The sequence below is a fragment of the Ferrovibrio terrae genome, from assembly GCF_007197755.1.
Classification (GTDB): Bacteria; Pseudomonadota; Alphaproteobacteria; order Ferrovibrionales; family Ferrovibrionaceae; genus Ferrovibrio; species Ferrovibrio terrae.
On record NZ_CP041636.1, the window covers coordinates 2,719,088 to 2,734,317 of the forward strand.

Here is a 15,230-nt window from a genome sequence, read left to right on the forward strand (position 1 = left end):
TCCGTGATGTGCGGTGAGGTCGTCGCGGCGTTGACGCCGCGTGCCGGTGAAGTGCTTGTGGACGGGACCTTTGGTGCGGGTGGTTATAGTTCGGCCCTGTTGGCCGCGGCGGAGTGCCAGGTGATCGGCATCGACCGCGATCCCACCGTGCAGGCTCATGCCGACCGCGTTTCGGCCGCCAATCCCGGCCGTTTCCGCCTGCTGGCTGGCCGCTTTGGCGACATGGACATGCTGCTCAACGAGATTGGCATCCAGGGCGTGGATGGCGTGGCGCTGGATATCGGCGTTTCCTCGATGCAGATCGATCAGGCCGACCGTGGTTTCTCCTTCCAGCAGGATGGCCCGCTGGACATGCGCATGTCGGACCAGGGCGAAACCGCTGCCGATATCGTCAATACCCGCGACGAGGCCGAGCTGGCCGACATCATCTATCTTTACGGCGAAGAGCGCCGTGCCCGCGCGGTTGCGCGCGCCATCGTCGCTGCCCGCATCGAGGCTCCGATCACCCGCACACGTCAGCTGGTGCAGATCGTCGCCCGCGTGGTGCGTGCCACGCCGGGCATCAACCCGGCGACCCGCACCTTCCAGGCGCTGCGCATCGTGGTGAACGATGAGCTTGGCGAACTGCGTCGCGGCCTGGTGGCCGCCGAAAAGCTGCTGAAGCCGGAAGGTCGCCTCGCCGTGGTGTCGTTCCATTCGCTGGAAGACCGCGTGGTGAAGCATTTCCTCGACCGCCGCTGCGGCAAGCAGACCGGCAGTTCGCGCCATCTGCCGCAGGCCACGGTGGCGGCGCGCGCGCCGAGCTTTGAACTGCTGCACAAGGGCGCGCTGGCGCCGACGGACGCCGAGGCTGCCGCCAATCCGCGCGCCCGTTCCGCCAAACTGCGTGCCGCGAAGCGCACCGCTGCGCCGGCCTGGCCCGATGATGATATGCGGGAGGCAGCATGAGCCGCGGCCTGTCCATCATCGCATTGCTTCTGCTGGCCGTCGTGTCGTTCGGCCTCTATCAGCTGTCCTATGAGGTGCAGCGCCTGGAAGAAGAACTGATCGAGCTTAATCGTGCGCTCAGCCAGGAACGCGAGACCATCGGCGTACTACAGGCCGAATGGAGCTATCTGAGCCGTCCGGACTACCTGCAGGACAAGGCGCAGCGCCTGCTCGAGATGCGCAGCACCACTGCGAAGGACATCGTTGCCATCGAGGCGCTGCCCTGGCGCCAGGATCGTGGCCCTGCTGTCGGGGGCCCGCAGCCGGCGCCGGCTGTCACTGCGCCCGCGCTGCCGCCGATGGCTGCCGCGCCTGCACCGGTTGCGCCCGTGTCTTCCATGCAGGTCGCCGCCCAGATTCCGAACAAGCCGGTCGCTGCCGAAGCGCCTGCCTTTGATGCCGAAGTCGCCGCCGTGCTCGGCGCGATGCAGCGCGGCGGCAAAGAACCGCGGAGGGCTCAGTGATGGGTCTGTTCCGCCGCACGCCCAAGCACCAGCAGTCGAAGGTCAAGCCGCGTCCGCCCTGCACGCCGGCCGACATGCCGGGCAGCCCGGCGATGGTGCGCCTGGAAGGTGCCGCCAAACAGGCACTGGATGCCAGCCGCGGCCGTCTGGTGATCGGCATCGGTCTGTTCTCGCTGGCCTTCCTGGTGCTGGGCGGCCGTCTGGTCGAACTCACTGTGATCCGCAGTGCTGCCGAGCCCGCCGTGGCGCGCGGCTTCAATCCTGAGCTGGGTGCGAAGACGGCGCTGATGGAGCGTCAGCCGATTGTCGATCGCAACGGTCAGATTCTGGCGACCAACCTGAAGATAGCCTCGCTCTATGCCGATCCGCGCAAGGTGCAGAATGCCGCCGGGGCTGCCACGCGGCTGGTACAGGCGCTGCCCGAACTGCCCGTTGGTGAAGTGCAGGCCAAGCTGGCCTCGGGCAAGAGCTTTGTCTGGCTCAAGCGTGGCCTCACGCCGCGTGAGCAGTATGAAGTCAACCGCCTCGGCATTCCGGGCCTCTATTTTCACAACGAGCAGCGCCGCATCTATCCGCAGGGCGCGCTTGGCGTGCATGTCGTGGGCTACACCGACATCGATGGCAGGGGCATCTCCGGCATCGAGCAGCATTTCGATGAGCAGCTCAAGGACCCGACCCGCACCGGCGATCCGCTTGAGCTCAGCATCGACCTGCGCGTGCAGCATGTGATGCGCGACGAGATTGCCAAGACGATAGAGTATTTCAACGCCATCGGCGGCGGCGGCATCGTCATGGACATTTATACCGGCGAGATCATTTCGCTGGTCAGCCTGCCTGATTTCGACCCGGCCGAACCCGGCACGGCGAGCAAGGAGTCGCGGTTCAACCGCATCACGCTCGGCGTCTATGAAATGGGTTCGACCATGAAGACGCTGAACACGGCGATGGCGCTGGATTACGGCAGCGTCAAACTGAGCGGCGGCTATGACGCCAGCCGGCCGATCCAGATCTCGCGCTTCACCATCAAGGACGATCATCCGAAGAACCGCTGGCTCAGCGTGCCGGAAATCTTCATGTACTCGTCCAACATCGGCTCGGCCAAGATGGCGGTCGATGTCGGCCCGGAACGCCAGCGCGAATTCATGCAGCGCATGGGCATGCTGAACAAGCCCGCGCTGGAATTGCCCGAGATTGGCGCGCCGCTGGTTCCACGCCAGTGGAAGACCGTTGAGACGATGACGATTTCGTTCGGCCATGGCTTGTCGGTTACGCCGCTGCAGCTCGCCACGGCTACCTCGGCCATCATCAATGGCGGCGTGCTGCATCCGCCGACGCTGATCAAGCGCCCACAGGGCATGCCGGCGCCGGGCCGTCAGGTACTGCGTCGCGAGGTCAGCGACGTGATGCGCAAGCTGATGGTTCTCGTCGTCGAAGACGGCACCGGCAAGAAGGCGGCCGCCGAAGGCTATCTGGTCGGCGGCAAGACCGGCACCTCGGAAAAGGTCAACGATCGCGGCGGCTACAACAAGAAGGCGCTGTTCAACACTTTCGTGGCCGGCTTCCCGATGCACAACCCGCGCTACGTCGTGCAGATCATGATCGACGAACCGAAGGGCCAGAAGAGCACCTACGGCTTCGCCACCGCCGGCTGGACCGCCGCACCGGCCATCGGCCGCGTGATCAATCGCATTGCACCGATTCTGGGCGTACCGCCGGTGGACGAAAATTCGCCGGCCATGCGCCAGGCCATGTATGTGCCGGTGCCGGGCCAGCCGATGCCGAATTTCAATACACCTACTGCTACAAGCGCAGTGCCGGCCAACACCATTATCAAGACGCAGGAGAAGAAACTTGCGTCTCAGTGATCTCTGCGCCGATCTCCCGCTCGATCCCCGCGCCGCCGCGCTGGATGTCGCCGGCCTGACCGCCGACAGCCGTGCCGTGCGTCCGGGTTATGTTTTCGCCGCCCTCAAGGGCACGCAGGCCGATGGCCACCGCTTCATCCCGGATGCGCGACGCGCGGGCGCGGTTGCGGTGCTGAGCGATCATGTCGACCAGGCCTTTGCCGACCAGATCGCTTTCGTCACCGATTCCAATCCGCGCCGTCGCCTGGCGCTGATGGCGGCCAGCTTCTTCGGTGCCCAGCCCCGGCATATCGCGGCTGTCACCGGCACCAATGGCAAGACCTCGGTGGCGAATTTCACCGCGCAGATCTGGGCACGGCTTGGCCACAAGAGCGCCAGCCTCGGCACTCTCGGCCTGCATGGTGCGGGGCTGGATGTTCCGGTGGCGCATACCACGCCGGATCCGGTGCGCCTGCATGAATTGCTGAGCATGGCGCAACAGGCCGGCGTCGAGCACCTGGCGCTCGAAGCTTCCAGTCACGGTCTCGATCAGTTCCGCCTTGACGGCATCAGGCCGCAGGCCGCCGCCTTCACCAATCTGACCCGCGATCACATGGACTACCATGCGACGGTCGAAGACTACTTCAATGCCAAGCTGCGGCTGTTCGAGATGCTGCTGCCGGCGAACGGCGCTGCCGTGATCAACATGGATTCCGCGCTTGGCGCCAAGGTCGAGCAGATCTGCACGCGCCGTGGCCAGCGCCTGATCCGCTATGGCCAGCTCGGCACCGAACTCAAGCTCCTGTCGGCCGTGCCGCATGCCAGTGGCCTGCAGGTGGAAGCCGAAGTTTTTGGCGTGCGCCGTCATGTCGACCTGCCGCTGATCGGCGGCTTCCAGGCCGGCAACGTTCTGGCGGCACTCGGCCTCGTGGTCGGTTGCGGCGTGCATGCCGCGGCGGCCTGGGAAACGCTGGGTTCGCTGGATGGCGTGCCGGGCCGTATGCAGAAGGCGGCGCAGCGCAAGAACGGCGCCAGCGTCTTTGTCGATTACGCACATACCCCTGATGCGCTGGAAACCGTGCTGAAGGCCGCGCGCCCGCACACCATGCAGCGCCTGGTGGTCGTGTTCGGCTGCGGCGGTGATCGCGATCGCGGCAAGCGTCCGCTGATGGGCGAGGTGGCGACGAAATTCGCCGACCGCGTCTTCGTCACCGACGACAATCCGCGCACCGAAGATGCCGCTACCATTCGCGCTGCTGTCATGGCAGTAGCGGAAGGCGCGACCGAGATCGGCGACCGTCGCGCTGCGGTCTTTGCTGCAGTGAATGAATTGCAAGCTGGCGATCTGCTGCTGATTGCCGGCAAGGGCCATGAACAGGGACAGATCGTTGGCAGTGAGGTGCGTCCGTTCGACGACCTTCTGGTGGCGCGCGAAGCCGTGTCTGCGGTGGAAGAAGTGTCTGGTTCGGGCAGCGCACCATACGGAGGTAAAGGTTAATGGAAGCTTTCGCGCTGTGGACGTCTGCCGAAGCTGCCTCTGCCACGCATGGACAGGGCGACGGTTTCTGGACGGCATCGGGTGTGTCGATCGACAGTCGCACGGTCGGCTTCGGCGATCTCTTTATCGCCATCCGTGGCCCGAACTTCGATGGCCATGTCTTCGTCGCCGATGCGCTAGCCAAGGGCGCCGCCGCCGCGATGGTTGATAGTGGGCCGCAGACTCTGCCGGGCGGCAACCTGCTGCGGGTGAAGGATACCTTCCAGGGATTGAACGATCTGGCCGCAGCGGCGCGCCAGCGCTCCGCCGCCAGGGTGATCGGCGTGACCGGCAGTGTCGGCAAGACCTCGACCAAGGAAATGCTGCGGCATGTATTGAGCCAGCAGGGCGCGACGCATGCGTCGGTCGGCAATCTCAACAATCACTGGGGTGTGCCACTGACGCTGGCCCGCATGCCGGTCGATACGCGCTATGCCGTGATCGAGATGGGCATGAACCATGCTGGCGAGATCGCGCCGCTGTCGAAACTGGCGCGGCCGCATATCGCCATCATCACCACCATCGAGCCGGTGCATCTGGAGAACTTCGACAGCATCGAAGGTATCGCCGATGCCAAAGCGGAAATCTTTGCAGGATTAGAGCCGGGCGGCGTCGCCATCATCAACCGCGACACGCCACATTTCGAGCGTATCGCTGCCGCGGCGCGCGCGGCCGGCGCTGCCGAAGTCATCGGGTTTGGTGAGCATCCCGAGGCCCAGGCCAAGCTGGTGAAATACGCGCCGCATTCCGCCTGCTCCTGCGTCGCCGCCGAAATCCTCGGTCATCCGATGACCTTCAAGATCGGTGCGCCTGGCCGGCACTGGGTGCTGAATGCGCTTGGTGTGCTGGCAGCCGTGCATCTCGCCGGCGGCGATCTTGCCGAGGCCGGCATGGCGCTGGCCGATGTCACTGCACCGAAGGGCCGCGGCGAACGTCATACGCTCGACTGGCGCGACGGCGGCCAGCTCGATCTGATCGACGACAGCTACAATGCCAGCCCGCCCAGCATGCGCGCCGCTTTCGCCGTGCTGGCGATGGCCAAGCCGAGCAACACGCGCGGCCGCCGCATTGCCGTGATCGGTGACATGCTGGAACTCGGCCCCGAGGAACAGGCGGCGCATGTTGGTCTCGCTGCCGATCTGGTGCGTGAGAAGATCGATCTGGTGTTTGCCTGCGGTCCGCTGATGAAGGGACTGTACGAGGTGCTGCCACCACAGATGCGTGGGCATTACGCGCCCAATTCGCTCGAACTGATCCAGCCGCTGCGCCGGGCCGTGCGCTCTGGCGATGTGCTGCTCGTGAAGGGTTCGCTCGGCAGCCGCATGGGCAAGATCGTCGAAGACATGCTGAATCCGGCGCCGCAGCCGCGCGCCGCCAACGGTTGGTAAGGCCAGGGAACAGAGGAAAGTCTGGAAGAATGCTGTATCACCTGCTGTATCCGCTGGCGGACGAGATCAACGTCCTCAACCTGTTTCGCTACATCACCTTCCGCACCGGTGGCGCGATCCTCACCGCCATGGTGCTGTCCTTCGTGATCGGCCAGCCGCTGATCGACTGGCTGCGCGCCAAGCAGGGCAAGGGCCAGCCCATCCGTGAGGACGGTCCCGAAGGCCATCTGACCAAGCGCGGCACGCCCACCATGGGCGGCTTCCTGATTCTGCTCGGCATCGGCACCGGCACGCTGCTCTGGGCCGATCTGAGCAACCGCTATGTCTGGGTCGTGCTGCTGGTCACCTTCGGTTTCGGTCTGATCGGCTTCTATGATGACTATCTGAAAGTGACGAAGCAGAATCCAAAAGGCGTGCCGGGCAAGTTGAAGCTCGTCCTGCAGGTCGTGATCGCCGGCGTCGCCGCCGTCTGGATCAACCAGATCGCCGCCGCTCCGCTCAATACCAGCCTGGCCGTGCCGTTCCTGAAAGACGTGCTGCTCAATCTCGGCTGGTTCATGATGCCGTTCGCCGCCTTCGTGATCATCGGCGCGTCGAATGCCGTGAACCTGACGGATGGCCTGGATGGTCTGGCCATCGTGCCGGTGATGATCGCCGCCGCCAGCTTCGGCCTGATCTGCTACCTGGTCGGCAACACCGTCTTCGCCAATTACCTGCAGATTCACAATGTCGCCGGTGCAGGTGAGCTCGCGGTCTTCTGCGGCGCGCTGGTCGGCGCCGGCATCGGCTTCCTCTGGTTCAATGCGCCACCCGCCATGGTCTTCATGGGCGATACGGGATCTCTCAGCCTCGGCGGCGCGCTCGGTACCGTCAGCGTCATCGTCAAGCACGAACTGGTGTTGGCGATCATCGGCGGCCTGTTCGTGCTCGAGACCGTCTCGGTGATGGTGCAGGTCGCCAGCTTCAAGCTGACCGGCAAGCGCGTCTTCCGCATGGCGCCGCTGCATCACCATTACGAAAAGAAGGGCTGGAAAGAGCCGACCATCGTGATCCGCTTCTGGATCGTCGCGGTGATCCTGGCGCTCGTCGGCCTCTCGACCCTGAAGCTGCGGTGATCCTGGAATGATCGCTCTCACCCATACACGCGGACAGACCTGGGCGGTATTTGGCCTGGCACGCAGCGGGCTGGCGACAGCCCGCGCGCTGCTGGCCGGCGGCGCCGAGGTGCGTTTGTGGGATGACACTGAGTCTTCGCGTGCCGCCGCCGCCGTGGCCGGCTTCCAGCCGATGCAGCTGCATGAGGGCGCGCTGGTCGGTTGCGCCGGCCTGGCGCTGGCGCCGGGCGTGCCGCTGACCCATCCGGTACCGAACCAGGTGGTGGCCAATGCGCAGCGCGCCGGTGTGCCGATCGTCGGTGATATCGAACTGCTGCTGCGCGAGCTGAAGCCTGCCGTCTATGGCATCACCGGCACCAACGGGAAGTCGACCACCACGGCGCTGCTGTCGCATGTGCTGCGGGGCGCGGGGCGTTTGATTGCGATGGGCGGCAATATCGGCCAGGCCGTGCTGGAACTGCCGCGCTTCGAAAGCGCGAAAGACGGCACCTATGTGATCGAGATGTCGTCCTTCCAGATTGACCTGACGCCAAGCTGGCAGGCGCGCATCGCGCTGTTGCTGAATATCACGCCCGATCATCTGGATCGCCATGGCAGCATGGACAACTACGCCGCCATCAAGGCGCGGATCTTCGCCGGACAGAGCGCGGGCGACACCGCCGTGATCGGCGTAGACGATGACTACTGCCGCGCCATTCATGCAGCCCTCGTGAAGGACAATACCGGCCGCACCATTACGCCGATCTCGATCCGCGAAATCCTGCCCCGCGGCGTCAGCGCCCTGGACGGCCAGCTGTATGAAAATGGCAAGGCCGTCTTCGCGCTCGATTTCCCGGCTCTGCCCGGTTCGCATAACGGCCAGAATATCGCCGCTGCTTTCGCCGCCGCGCGCGCCGCCGGGCTGGATGCCGAAACCATCCGTGCCGGCATTACCAGCTTCCCGGGCCTGAAGCATCGCCTGCAGCGCGTCGGCAGCATCGACGGCATTTCCTGCATCAATGACTCCAAGGCCACCAACGCGGACTCCGCCGAAAAAGCGCTGGCCGCTTTCGAGAATGTCTACTGGATTGCTGGCGGCAAGGCCAAGGACGGTGGTATTGCCAGCCTGAAGGCGCTGTTCCCGCGCGTCCGCCGCGCCAGCCTGATCGGCGAGGCAGCCGGCGATTTCGCCGCCACGCTGGGCAATGTGCCGCATGCGCTCTGCGGCACTCTGGACAAGGCGCTCGACGACGCGCTGGCGGCGGCGCGCAAGGATCGCATCAAGGATGCCGTGGTGCTGCTCTCGCCAGCCTGCGCCTCCTACGACCAATTCAAGAGTTTCGAGCACCGCGGCGACGAATTCATCCGCCTGGTGCAGGAACGCGGCGCAAGTGAACAAGGAGCCGCGGCATGATCACCTTCTCGCGCACTGACACGTCCATTCTCGGCCGCTGGTGGTGGACCGTCGACCGCTGGTTGCTGGTGGCGATAGCCGTGCTGATCGCAGTCGGTACCGTGCTGACGCTTGCGGCATCACCGGCGGTGGCAAACCGCATCGGCCTGGCCAACTTCCATTTCGTGCAGCGCCAGATGGTCTTCCTGGTGCCGGCGCTGCTGATCATGGTTGCCACATCGCTGCTCGATCCGGTCGGCATCCGCCGTGTGGCCATGGTGGTCTTCGCCGGCGCACTGGTCGGAATGTGCCTTACCTTCGTGATGGGCGTCGAGGTGAAGGGCGCGCATCGCTGGATCAACTTCGGCGGCCTGTCGCTGCAGCCGTCGGAATTCGTCAAGCCGGCATTTGCCGTGGTCGCCGCCTGGCTGTTCGCGGAGTGGCGCAAGGGCACCGGCTTCCCGGGCTGGGCGATCTCTACCGCGCTCGTCGGCCTGGTGGTCGGGGTGCTGCTGTTGCAGCCCGATCTCGGCATGGCCGTGGTGGTGACGGCGGTGTGGATGGCGCAGTTCTTCATCGCGGGCCTGCCGATTGTGCTGGTGCTGGCACTGGGCGCGCTCGGCGTTGCCGGCATCTTCGGCGCCTACCTGATCTTCCCGCATGTCGCCAGCCGCATCGATCGCTTCCTCGATCCGGCGGCTAAGGAGAACTACCAGATCGAACGCGCCATGGAGGCTTTTGCCGCTGGCGGCGTCTGGGGCCGTGGTCCGGGCGAGGGCGCCGTGAAAAGCGTGCTGCCTGATGCGCATACTGACTTCATCTTCGCTGTCGCGGGCGAGGAATTCGGCCTGTTCGCCTGTCTGTTCATCGTTGGCATTTTCGCCTTCATCGTGCTGCGCTGCTTCTCGCGGCTGATGACCGAAAATAACCTGTTCGTGCTGCTGGCTGCCGCCGGCCTCACCACGCAGTTCGGTCTGCAGGCGATCATCAATATCGGCGTCAATCTGCATCTGCTGCCCACCAAGGGCATGACCTTGCCCTTCATCTCCTATGGCGGTTCGTCGCTGCTGGCGCTGGCCTTTGCCATGGGCATGCTGCTGGCGCTGACCCGCTGGCGGCCCGAGAGTGGAGGGGCGCGATGACTGCTCCGCATAATATTGGCACTGCTGAAAATCCGATCCTGCTTGCGGCCGGTGGCACCGGCGGACATGTCTTTCCGGCCGAGGCGCTGGCAGCCGAGCTGCTCAGGCGCGGCCATCGCGTCGGCCTTGTCACCGACACGCGCGGCCAGGGCTTTGGCCAGAACCTGCCGGAACTGCCGCTCTATCGCATTCCCGCCGGCACGCCGAGCGGGCGTTCAGCGGTTGGCAAGCTGATGAGCATCGTGGAAATCGGCCACGGCGTGGTCTCGGCGCTGACCCTGCTGGGCCTGACGCGGCCTGTCGCGGTCGTCGGCTTCGGCGGCTATCCGGCCCTGCCGCTGCTGCTCGCCGCAAAGCTGCGCAAGATTCCCATCGTGGTGCATGAGCAGAATGCCGTGCTCGGGCGTGTGAATCGCCTGGTCGCGCGTTTCGCGGCCCGCATCGCCACATCCTTCCCGGCCACGCATTTCCTGCCCGAGCAGGCCGTCGTCACCGTCACCGGCAACCCGGTGCGTCCGGCCATTCTCGCTGCGGCAGATGTGCCCTATACCGCGCCGGACCAGTCTTTGCGTGTGTTGATTCTGGGCGGCAGCCAGGGTGCGCGTGTGCTCTCCGACTCTGTGCCTGCCGCGCTCGCCAGCCTGCCGCCCGAGATGAAGAAGCGCCTGCGTATCGTGCAGCAGTGCCGCGCGGAAGACCTGGATCGCGTGCGCGCCGCCTACACCGTTGCCGGTATCCAGGCCGAAACCGCGACCTTCTTCAGCGATGTGGCGCAGCGGCTTGCCGTCGCGCATCTGGTGGTCAGCCGCTCCGGCGCCAGCAGCACCGCCGAGATAGCGGTGATCGGCCGTCCCAGCCTGCTGGTGCCCTATGCCCATGCGATGGACGATCACCAGACCGCCAATGCCCAGGCGCTCGCTCATGCCGGCGGCGCGGAGGTGATTGCGCAGGACAAGTTCACGCCCGAGCGCGTCGCCATGGCTTTTAACGATCTGCTGGCCGATCCGGCGCAGCTGGCCGACATGGCGGCGCATGCGCGCAGCGTCGGCCGGCCGCTGGCGGCCCAGGCGCTTGCCGATCTGGTCGAGCGCGTTGCCACCGAACATCGTCGTGCTGCTGCGAATGCGCAGTCGGCGGCTCAGGATCATTCAGTCAAGAGGACCGCGGCGTGAGGGCTTTACCGCTCGATATCGGCATCATCCACTTCGTGGGCATCGGCGGCATCGGCATGTCCGGTATCGCCGAGGTGATGCACAATCTCGGCTATCAGGTGCAGGGCTCGGATCTCAGCGCCAATTATAACGTCAAGCGCCTGCGCGATCTCGGCATCAAGGTGTTCGAGGGCCAGCGCGAAGAAAATATCGCTGCCGCCGAAGTGCTGGTGGTGTCGACCGCCGTGAAGGCCGACAACCCGGAAGTGAAGGCAGCCCGCGCACGCCTGATCCCGGTGGTGCGCCGCGCCGAAATGCTGGGCGAACTGATGCGCCTGAAATGGGCTATTGCGATTGCGGGCACGCATGGCAAGACCACGACCACCTCGCTGGTCGCCGCACTGCTCGAAGCTGCCGGCATGGATCCGACCGTCATCAACGGTGGCATCATCAACGCCTATGGCACAAATGCACGCCTCGGTGCCGGTGAATGGATGGTGGTGGAAGCCGACGAGAGCGACGGCACCTTCCTGAAGCTGCCGGCCACGATTGCGGTGGTTACCAATATCGATCCCGAGCATCTCGACCACTACGGTACCTTCGACAAGGTGCGCGACGGCTTCAAGCAGTTCGTCGAAAGCATTCCCTTCTACGGTTTTGCCACGCTCTGTATCGATCATCCGGAAGTGCAGGCCATGATCGGCCGCATCACCGATCGCCGCGTCATCACCTACGGTTTCTCGCCGCAGGCCGACGTGCGCGCGGTGAATGTCACCTTCGATAGTCGTGGCGCGCTGTACGACGTGCAGATCACCGACCGCACGCGCGGCACGTCCGATACCATCACCGGCATCCATCTGCCGATGTTCGGTCGCCACAACGTTCAGAATTCTCTGGTCGTTGCAGCGATAGCCAAGGAAATGGGCTTCAGCGGCGATGTGGTGAAGAAGGCGCTCGGCGGTTTCGGCGGTGTGAAGCGGCGTTTCACCATTACTGGCGAGGCCGCCGGTATCACGGTGGTCGACGATTACGGCCACCATCCGGTGGAAATCTCGGCTGTGCTGTCGGCCGCGCGCCTTGCATTGGGAGAGCGCCCGGAAGCCAAGGTCATCGCTGTGGTGCAGCCACACCGCTACACCCGCCTGCGTGACCTGTTCGAGGATTTCTGCTCCTGCTTCAACGATGCCGACACGGTGATCGTCACCGATGTCTATGCCGCGGGAGAAGCCCCGATCGAAGGCGTCAGTCGCGACGCGCTGGTCGAAGGCCTGCGCAACCGCGGTCATCGCCGCGTGCTGGCGCTGCAGTCGCCCGAACAACTGGCCGAACTGGCGAAGCAGGAAGCCTCGGCAGGCGATCTCGTCGTCTGTCTCGGCGCCGGCAATATCACCACTTGGGCCAACGCGCTGCCCGGCGAGTTGCAGGCGCTCTACGACGAGGGGGCCGCATGATGGCGGCAGAGCTGGTCCGGCAGGAAGGTCTGATCGCGCGGCTGCCCGCCGTGCGCGGCCGGCTGTCGGCCGATGCCGGCCTGGCCGAGATCACCTGGTTCCGCGTCGGCGGTCCGGCCGAAGCAATGTTCCGTCCGGCCGATCGCGACGATCTCATCGCCTTCCTGAAGACCAAGCCGAAGGATGTGCAAGTCACCGTGCTCGGTGTCGGCTCCAACACGCTGGTGCGTGATGGCGGCATCGACGGTGTGGTGCTGCGGCTCGGTCGCGGCTTCGTCGAGATCGAGGCCGAAGGCGATGAGATCATCGCCGGTGCCGGCGCGCTGGACGTGAATGTGGCGCAGACCGCGCAGATGCATGGCATTGCCGGCCTGGAATTCCTGCGCGGCATTCCCGGCACGGTCGGCGGCGGGTTGCGCATGAATGCCGGGGCCTACGGCACCGAGTTCAAGGATGTGCTGCTCTGGGCCGAAGCGCTGGACGGGCAGGGCAACCTGCATCGCCTGACGCTGGCAGACATGAAATTCGGCTATCGCCATTGCGGCGTGCCGGCAGACTGGATTTTCCTCAGCTGCCGCCTCAAGGGCCGTCCCGGCGACAAGGCCGAGATTCAGAAGCGCATGGACGAGATCCAGGCCGCTCGCGAAGGCAGCCAGCCGATCCGCTCGCGCACTGGCGGCAGCACCTTCGCCAATCCGGAAGGTCACAAGGCCTGGCAGCTGGTCGATGCGGCCGGCTGTCGTGGTCTGGTGGTCGGCGATGCCCAGGTGTCGGAACAGCATTGCAACTTCCTGATCAACCGCGGCAATGCCACGGCCGCCGATCTCGAAACGTTGGGCGAGACCGTGCGCGAGCGCGTGAAGGCGCAGAGTGGCATCGAGCTGCGCTGGGAAATCAAGCGCATTGGCAAAGGAGCCGGCGCATGAAGAATCATGTCGCGGTCCTGATGGGTGGCTGGTCGTCGGAGCGCGAGGTCTCGCTTACCTCCGGTCGCGCCGTGTCCAAGGCGCTGAAAGACGAGGGCTTCAAGGTCAGCGAGATCGATGTCGACCGTGACCTCGCCACGAAACTCTCGGCGCTCAAGCCCGATGTCGCCTTCAATGCGCTGCATGGCCCCTTCGGCGAAGACGGCACGGTGCAGGGCCTGCTGGAACTGCTCGCCGTTCCCTATACGCATTCCGGCGTGCTGGCCTCGGCGCTGGCGATGAACAAGCCGATGGCTAAGGATATCTGGCGCAACCACGGCCTGCCGATGGCCAATGGCCAGGTGGTGCACCGCTCGGCTTTCCGCGCCGGTCCGGTGATGCCGTTCCCGTATGTGATCAAACCCCTCAACGAAGGCTCGTCGGTTGGCGTGCATATCGTCTTTAACGGCGACAACTATCAGCCGCAGGACGACGCCACCTGGCATTTCGGTGAGCATGTGCTGGTCGAGCAATATATCCCCGGCCGCGAAATCCAGATCGCGGTGATGGGCGATCGCGTGCTGGGCGCCATCGAGATCAAGGCGCATGGCCGCTTCTACGATTACGAGGCGAAATACACCGACGGCAAGGCCACGCACCTGATGCCAGCGCCGCTGCCGCAAGCCATCTACGACGAGATCTGCGCCTTGGCGCTCAAGGCGCACCAGACGCTGGGCTGCCGTGGTGTCACGCGCTCCGACTGGCGCTATGACGATACCGAAGGCGGCAGCGGGAAGTTCTTCCTGCTCGAAATCAACACCCAGCCGGGCATGACGCCGCTGTCGCTGGTGCCGGAAATCGCCGCCCATCAGGGCATCTCGTTCGGCCAGCTGGTGCGCTGGATGGTGGAGGACGCCTCATGCGATCGCTAGTCGTTCTGCCCGACGACCGCCCCTGCGCGCCCTGCGCCCCGACATTGCCGCCGGCACGCCCGAAGGGCTATTGCCGTCCGCTGCCGCCGGCGCGCAAGCGTCCGAAGTCGGTGCTGTGGCGTCGCGTGAAGCAGACGGTCGCGGTGCTGCTCGTCGCCACATTGACCGGCGGTGGTGCCTATGCCTGGCTCAAGACCGATCTCCCGGCACAGGCGCGGCTGGCGGCGCAGGACATGATCGGCGATGCCGGCGCCACCGTCGACATGCGGCTGGGCGAGGTGAATGTGCAGGGCCGCGTGCATGCGCCGCTGGAAGCACTGGCCGATGCGGTCGGCGTCGAGCGCGGCGATCCGATCCTCTCGCTCGACCTCGATGGCATCCGCCGTCGCGTGGAATCGATCGGCTGGGTCAAGCAGGCGACGATCTGGCGCCAGCTGCCGGATACGCTGCATATCGAGATCGTCGAGCGCGATGCCTTTGCGCGCTGGCAGATCGACGGCCGCGTCTACCTGATCGATGCCGAAGGCAAGGTGCTGGAAGAGGGCGACCGCGCCGACTTCCACAACCTCTTCCTGCTGGTGGGCGAGGGCGCATCCGACAAGGCACATGACCTGCTCGACATGCTGCAGAGCGAGCCGGTGCTGGCCTCGCGCGTGGTCAATGCGATCCGGGTGCGCAACCGCCGCTGGGACGTCGAATTCGACAACGGCATCGTCGCGCGTCTTCCGGAAGAAGGTGCAGCGACTGCATGGGCACGACTGATCGAACTGGAGCGCAGCCATGGCCTGCTGCGCCGCGACATCAAGGTGGTCGACCTGCGGCTGGAGGATCGGCTGATCGTGCAGCTGAACCCGGAAGCCGAACCACCGCCGCCAACCACCAATACGCCGCGCAAGGCGGGGAAACGGACATGAACATGCGCATCGCTCGCAGGGGGAACTA

13 protein-coding genes are annotated in these 15,230 nt (G+C 65.2%); all 13 read left to right on the forward strand.

The window, feature by feature from the left end; all coding sequences use genetic code 11:
- Nucleotides 1–6 precede the first annotated feature (6 nt).
- Genes rsmH through FNB15_RS13325 form a run of 13 tightly spaced genes read left to right on the forward strand, consistent with a single transcriptional unit; the run spans nucleotide 7 to nucleotide 15,202 of the window.
- Nucleotides 7–948, forward strand: coding sequence for a 16S rRNA (cytosine(1402)-N(4))-methyltransferase RsmH (gene rsmH, locus FNB15_RS13265; RefSeq protein ID WP_144258758.1), 942 nt, complete (start codon nucleotides 7–9; stop codon nucleotides 946–948).
- Nucleotides 945–1,451, forward strand: coding sequence for a cell division protein FtsL (gene ftsL, locus FNB15_RS13270; RefSeq protein ID WP_144069160.1), 507 nt, complete (start codon nucleotides 945–947; stop codon nucleotides 1,449–1,451). The genes rsmH and ftsL overlap by 4 nt, the downstream gene beginning before the upstream one ends.
- Complete coding sequence (locus FNB15_RS13275; protein WP_221932648.1) at nucleotides 1,451–3,316, forward strand: peptidoglycan D,D-transpeptidase FtsI family protein; 1,866 nt, start codon at nucleotides 1,451–1,453, stop codon at nucleotides 3,314–3,316. Before ftsL ends, FNB15_RS13275 begins: the two co-directional genes overlap by 1 nt.
- Complete coding sequence (locus tag FNB15_RS13280) at nucleotides 3,303–4,793, forward strand: UDP-N-acetylmuramoyl-L-alanyl-D-glutamate--2,6-diaminopimelate ligase (protein ID WP_246068684.1); 1,491 nt, start codon at nucleotides 3,303–3,305, stop codon at nucleotides 4,791–4,793. The genes FNB15_RS13275 and FNB15_RS13280 overlap by 14 nt, the downstream gene beginning before the upstream one ends.
- Nucleotides 4,793–6,220, forward strand: a complete 1,428-nt coding sequence (locus tag FNB15_RS13285; protein WP_144069162.1) for a UDP-N-acetylmuramoylalanyl-D-glutamyl-2,6-diaminopimelate--D-alanyl-D-alanine ligase — start codon at nucleotides 4,793–4,795, stop codon at nucleotides 6,218–6,220. The genes FNB15_RS13280 and FNB15_RS13285 overlap by 1 nt, the downstream gene beginning before the upstream one ends.
- A gap of 29 nt (nucleotides 6,221–6,249) precedes the next feature.
- Nucleotides 6,250–7,335: a phospho-N-acetylmuramoyl-pentapeptide-transferase gene (gene mraY / locus FNB15_RS13290; protein ID WP_144069163.1), complete on the forward strand. Its 1,086-nt coding sequence runs from the start codon at nucleotides 6,250–6,252 to the stop codon at nucleotides 7,333–7,335.
- Nucleotides 7,336–7,342: 7 nt separating this feature from the next.
- Complete coding sequence (gene murD / locus FNB15_RS13295) at nucleotides 7,343–8,728, forward strand: UDP-N-acetylmuramoyl-L-alanine--D-glutamate ligase (RefSeq protein ID WP_144069164.1); 1,386 nt, start codon at nucleotides 7,343–7,345, stop codon at nucleotides 8,726–8,728.
- The gene (gene ftsW / locus FNB15_RS13300) at nucleotides 8,725–9,849 is read left to right on the forward strand and encodes a putative lipid II flippase FtsW (RefSeq protein ID WP_144069165.1); all 1,125 of its coding nucleotides are present in this window, start codon (nucleotides 8,725–8,727) and stop codon (nucleotides 9,847–9,849) included. The genes murD and ftsW overlap by 4 nt, the downstream gene beginning before the upstream one ends.
- Nucleotides 9,846–11,021 (forward strand): undecaprenyldiphospho-muramoylpentapeptide beta-N-acetylglucosaminyltransferase, encoded by a 1,176-nt coding sequence (gene murG / locus FNB15_RS13305; RefSeq protein WP_144069166.1) that lies wholly within the window; start codon nucleotides 9,846–9,848, stop codon nucleotides 11,019–11,021. The genes ftsW and murG overlap by 4 nt, the downstream gene beginning before the upstream one ends.
- Nucleotides 11,018–12,451: a UDP-N-acetylmuramate--L-alanine ligase gene (murC, locus tag FNB15_RS13310; protein WP_144069167.1), complete on the forward strand. Its 1,434-nt coding sequence runs from the start codon at nucleotides 11,018–11,020 to the stop codon at nucleotides 12,449–12,451. The genes murG and murC overlap by 4 nt, the downstream gene beginning before the upstream one ends.
- Nucleotides 12,448–13,377 carry a UDP-N-acetylmuramate dehydrogenase gene (gene murB, locus FNB15_RS13315; RefSeq protein WP_144069168.1) on the forward strand — a complete coding sequence of 310 codons (930 nt, stop codon included), beginning with the start codon at nucleotides 12,448–12,450 and terminating at the stop codon, nucleotides 13,375–13,377. The genes murC and murB overlap by 4 nt, the downstream gene beginning before the upstream one ends.
- Nucleotides 13,374–14,288, forward strand: coding sequence for a D-alanine--D-alanine ligase (locus FNB15_RS13320; RefSeq protein WP_144069169.1), 915 nt, complete (start codon nucleotides 13,374–13,376; stop codon nucleotides 14,286–14,288). The genes murB and FNB15_RS13320 overlap by 4 nt, the downstream gene beginning before the upstream one ends.
- Nucleotides 14,276–15,202 (forward strand): cell division protein FtsQ/DivIB, encoded by a 927-nt coding sequence (locus FNB15_RS13325; RefSeq protein WP_144069170.1) that lies wholly within the window; start codon nucleotides 14,276–14,278, stop codon nucleotides 15,200–15,202. Before FNB15_RS13320 ends, FNB15_RS13325 begins: the two co-directional genes overlap by 13 nt.
- The last annotated feature ends 28 nt before the right edge of the window (nucleotides 15,203–15,230 follow it).

Bases quoted from the DNA above. Each gene is read 5' to 3' on its own strand.
- rsmH (WP_144258758.1), top strand. From the start codon at position 7: ATGTGCGGTGAGGTCGTCGCGGCGTTGACGCCGCGTGCCGGTGAAGTG.
- ftsL (WP_144069160.1), top strand. From the start codon at position 945: ATGAGCCGCGGCCTGTCCATCATCGCATTGCTTCTGCTGGCCGTCGTG.
- FNB15_RS13275 (WP_221932648.1), top strand. From the start codon at position 1,451: ATGGGTCTGTTCCGCCGCACGCCCAAGCACCAGCAGTCGAAGGTCAAG.
- FNB15_RS13285 (WP_144069162.1), top strand. From the start codon at position 4,793: ATGGAAGCTTTCGCGCTGTGGACGTCTGCCGAAGCTGCCTCTGCCACG.
- mraY (WP_144069163.1), top strand. From the start codon at position 6,250: ATGCTGTATCACCTGCTGTATCCGCTGGCGGACGAGATCAACGTCCTC.
- murD (WP_144069164.1), top strand. From the start codon at position 7,343: ATGATCGCTCTCACCCATACACGCGGACAGACCTGGGCGGTATTTGGC.
- ftsW (WP_144069165.1), top strand. From the start codon at position 8,725: ATGATCACCTTCTCGCGCACTGACACGTCCATTCTCGGCCGCTGGTGG.
- murG (WP_144069166.1), top strand. From the start codon at position 9,846: ATGACTGCTCCGCATAATATTGGCACTGCTGAAAATCCGATCCTGCTT.
- murB (WP_144069168.1), top strand. From the start codon at position 12,448: ATGATGGCGGCAGAGCTGGTCCGGCAGGAAGGTCTGATCGCGCGGCTG.
- FNB15_RS13320 (WP_144069169.1), top strand. From the start codon at position 13,374: ATGAAGAATCATGTCGCGGTCCTGATGGGTGGCTGGTCGTCGGAGCGC.
- FNB15_RS13325 (WP_144069170.1), top strand. From the start codon at position 14,276: ATGCGATCGCTAGTCGTTCTGCCCGACGACCGCCCCTGCGCGCCCTGC.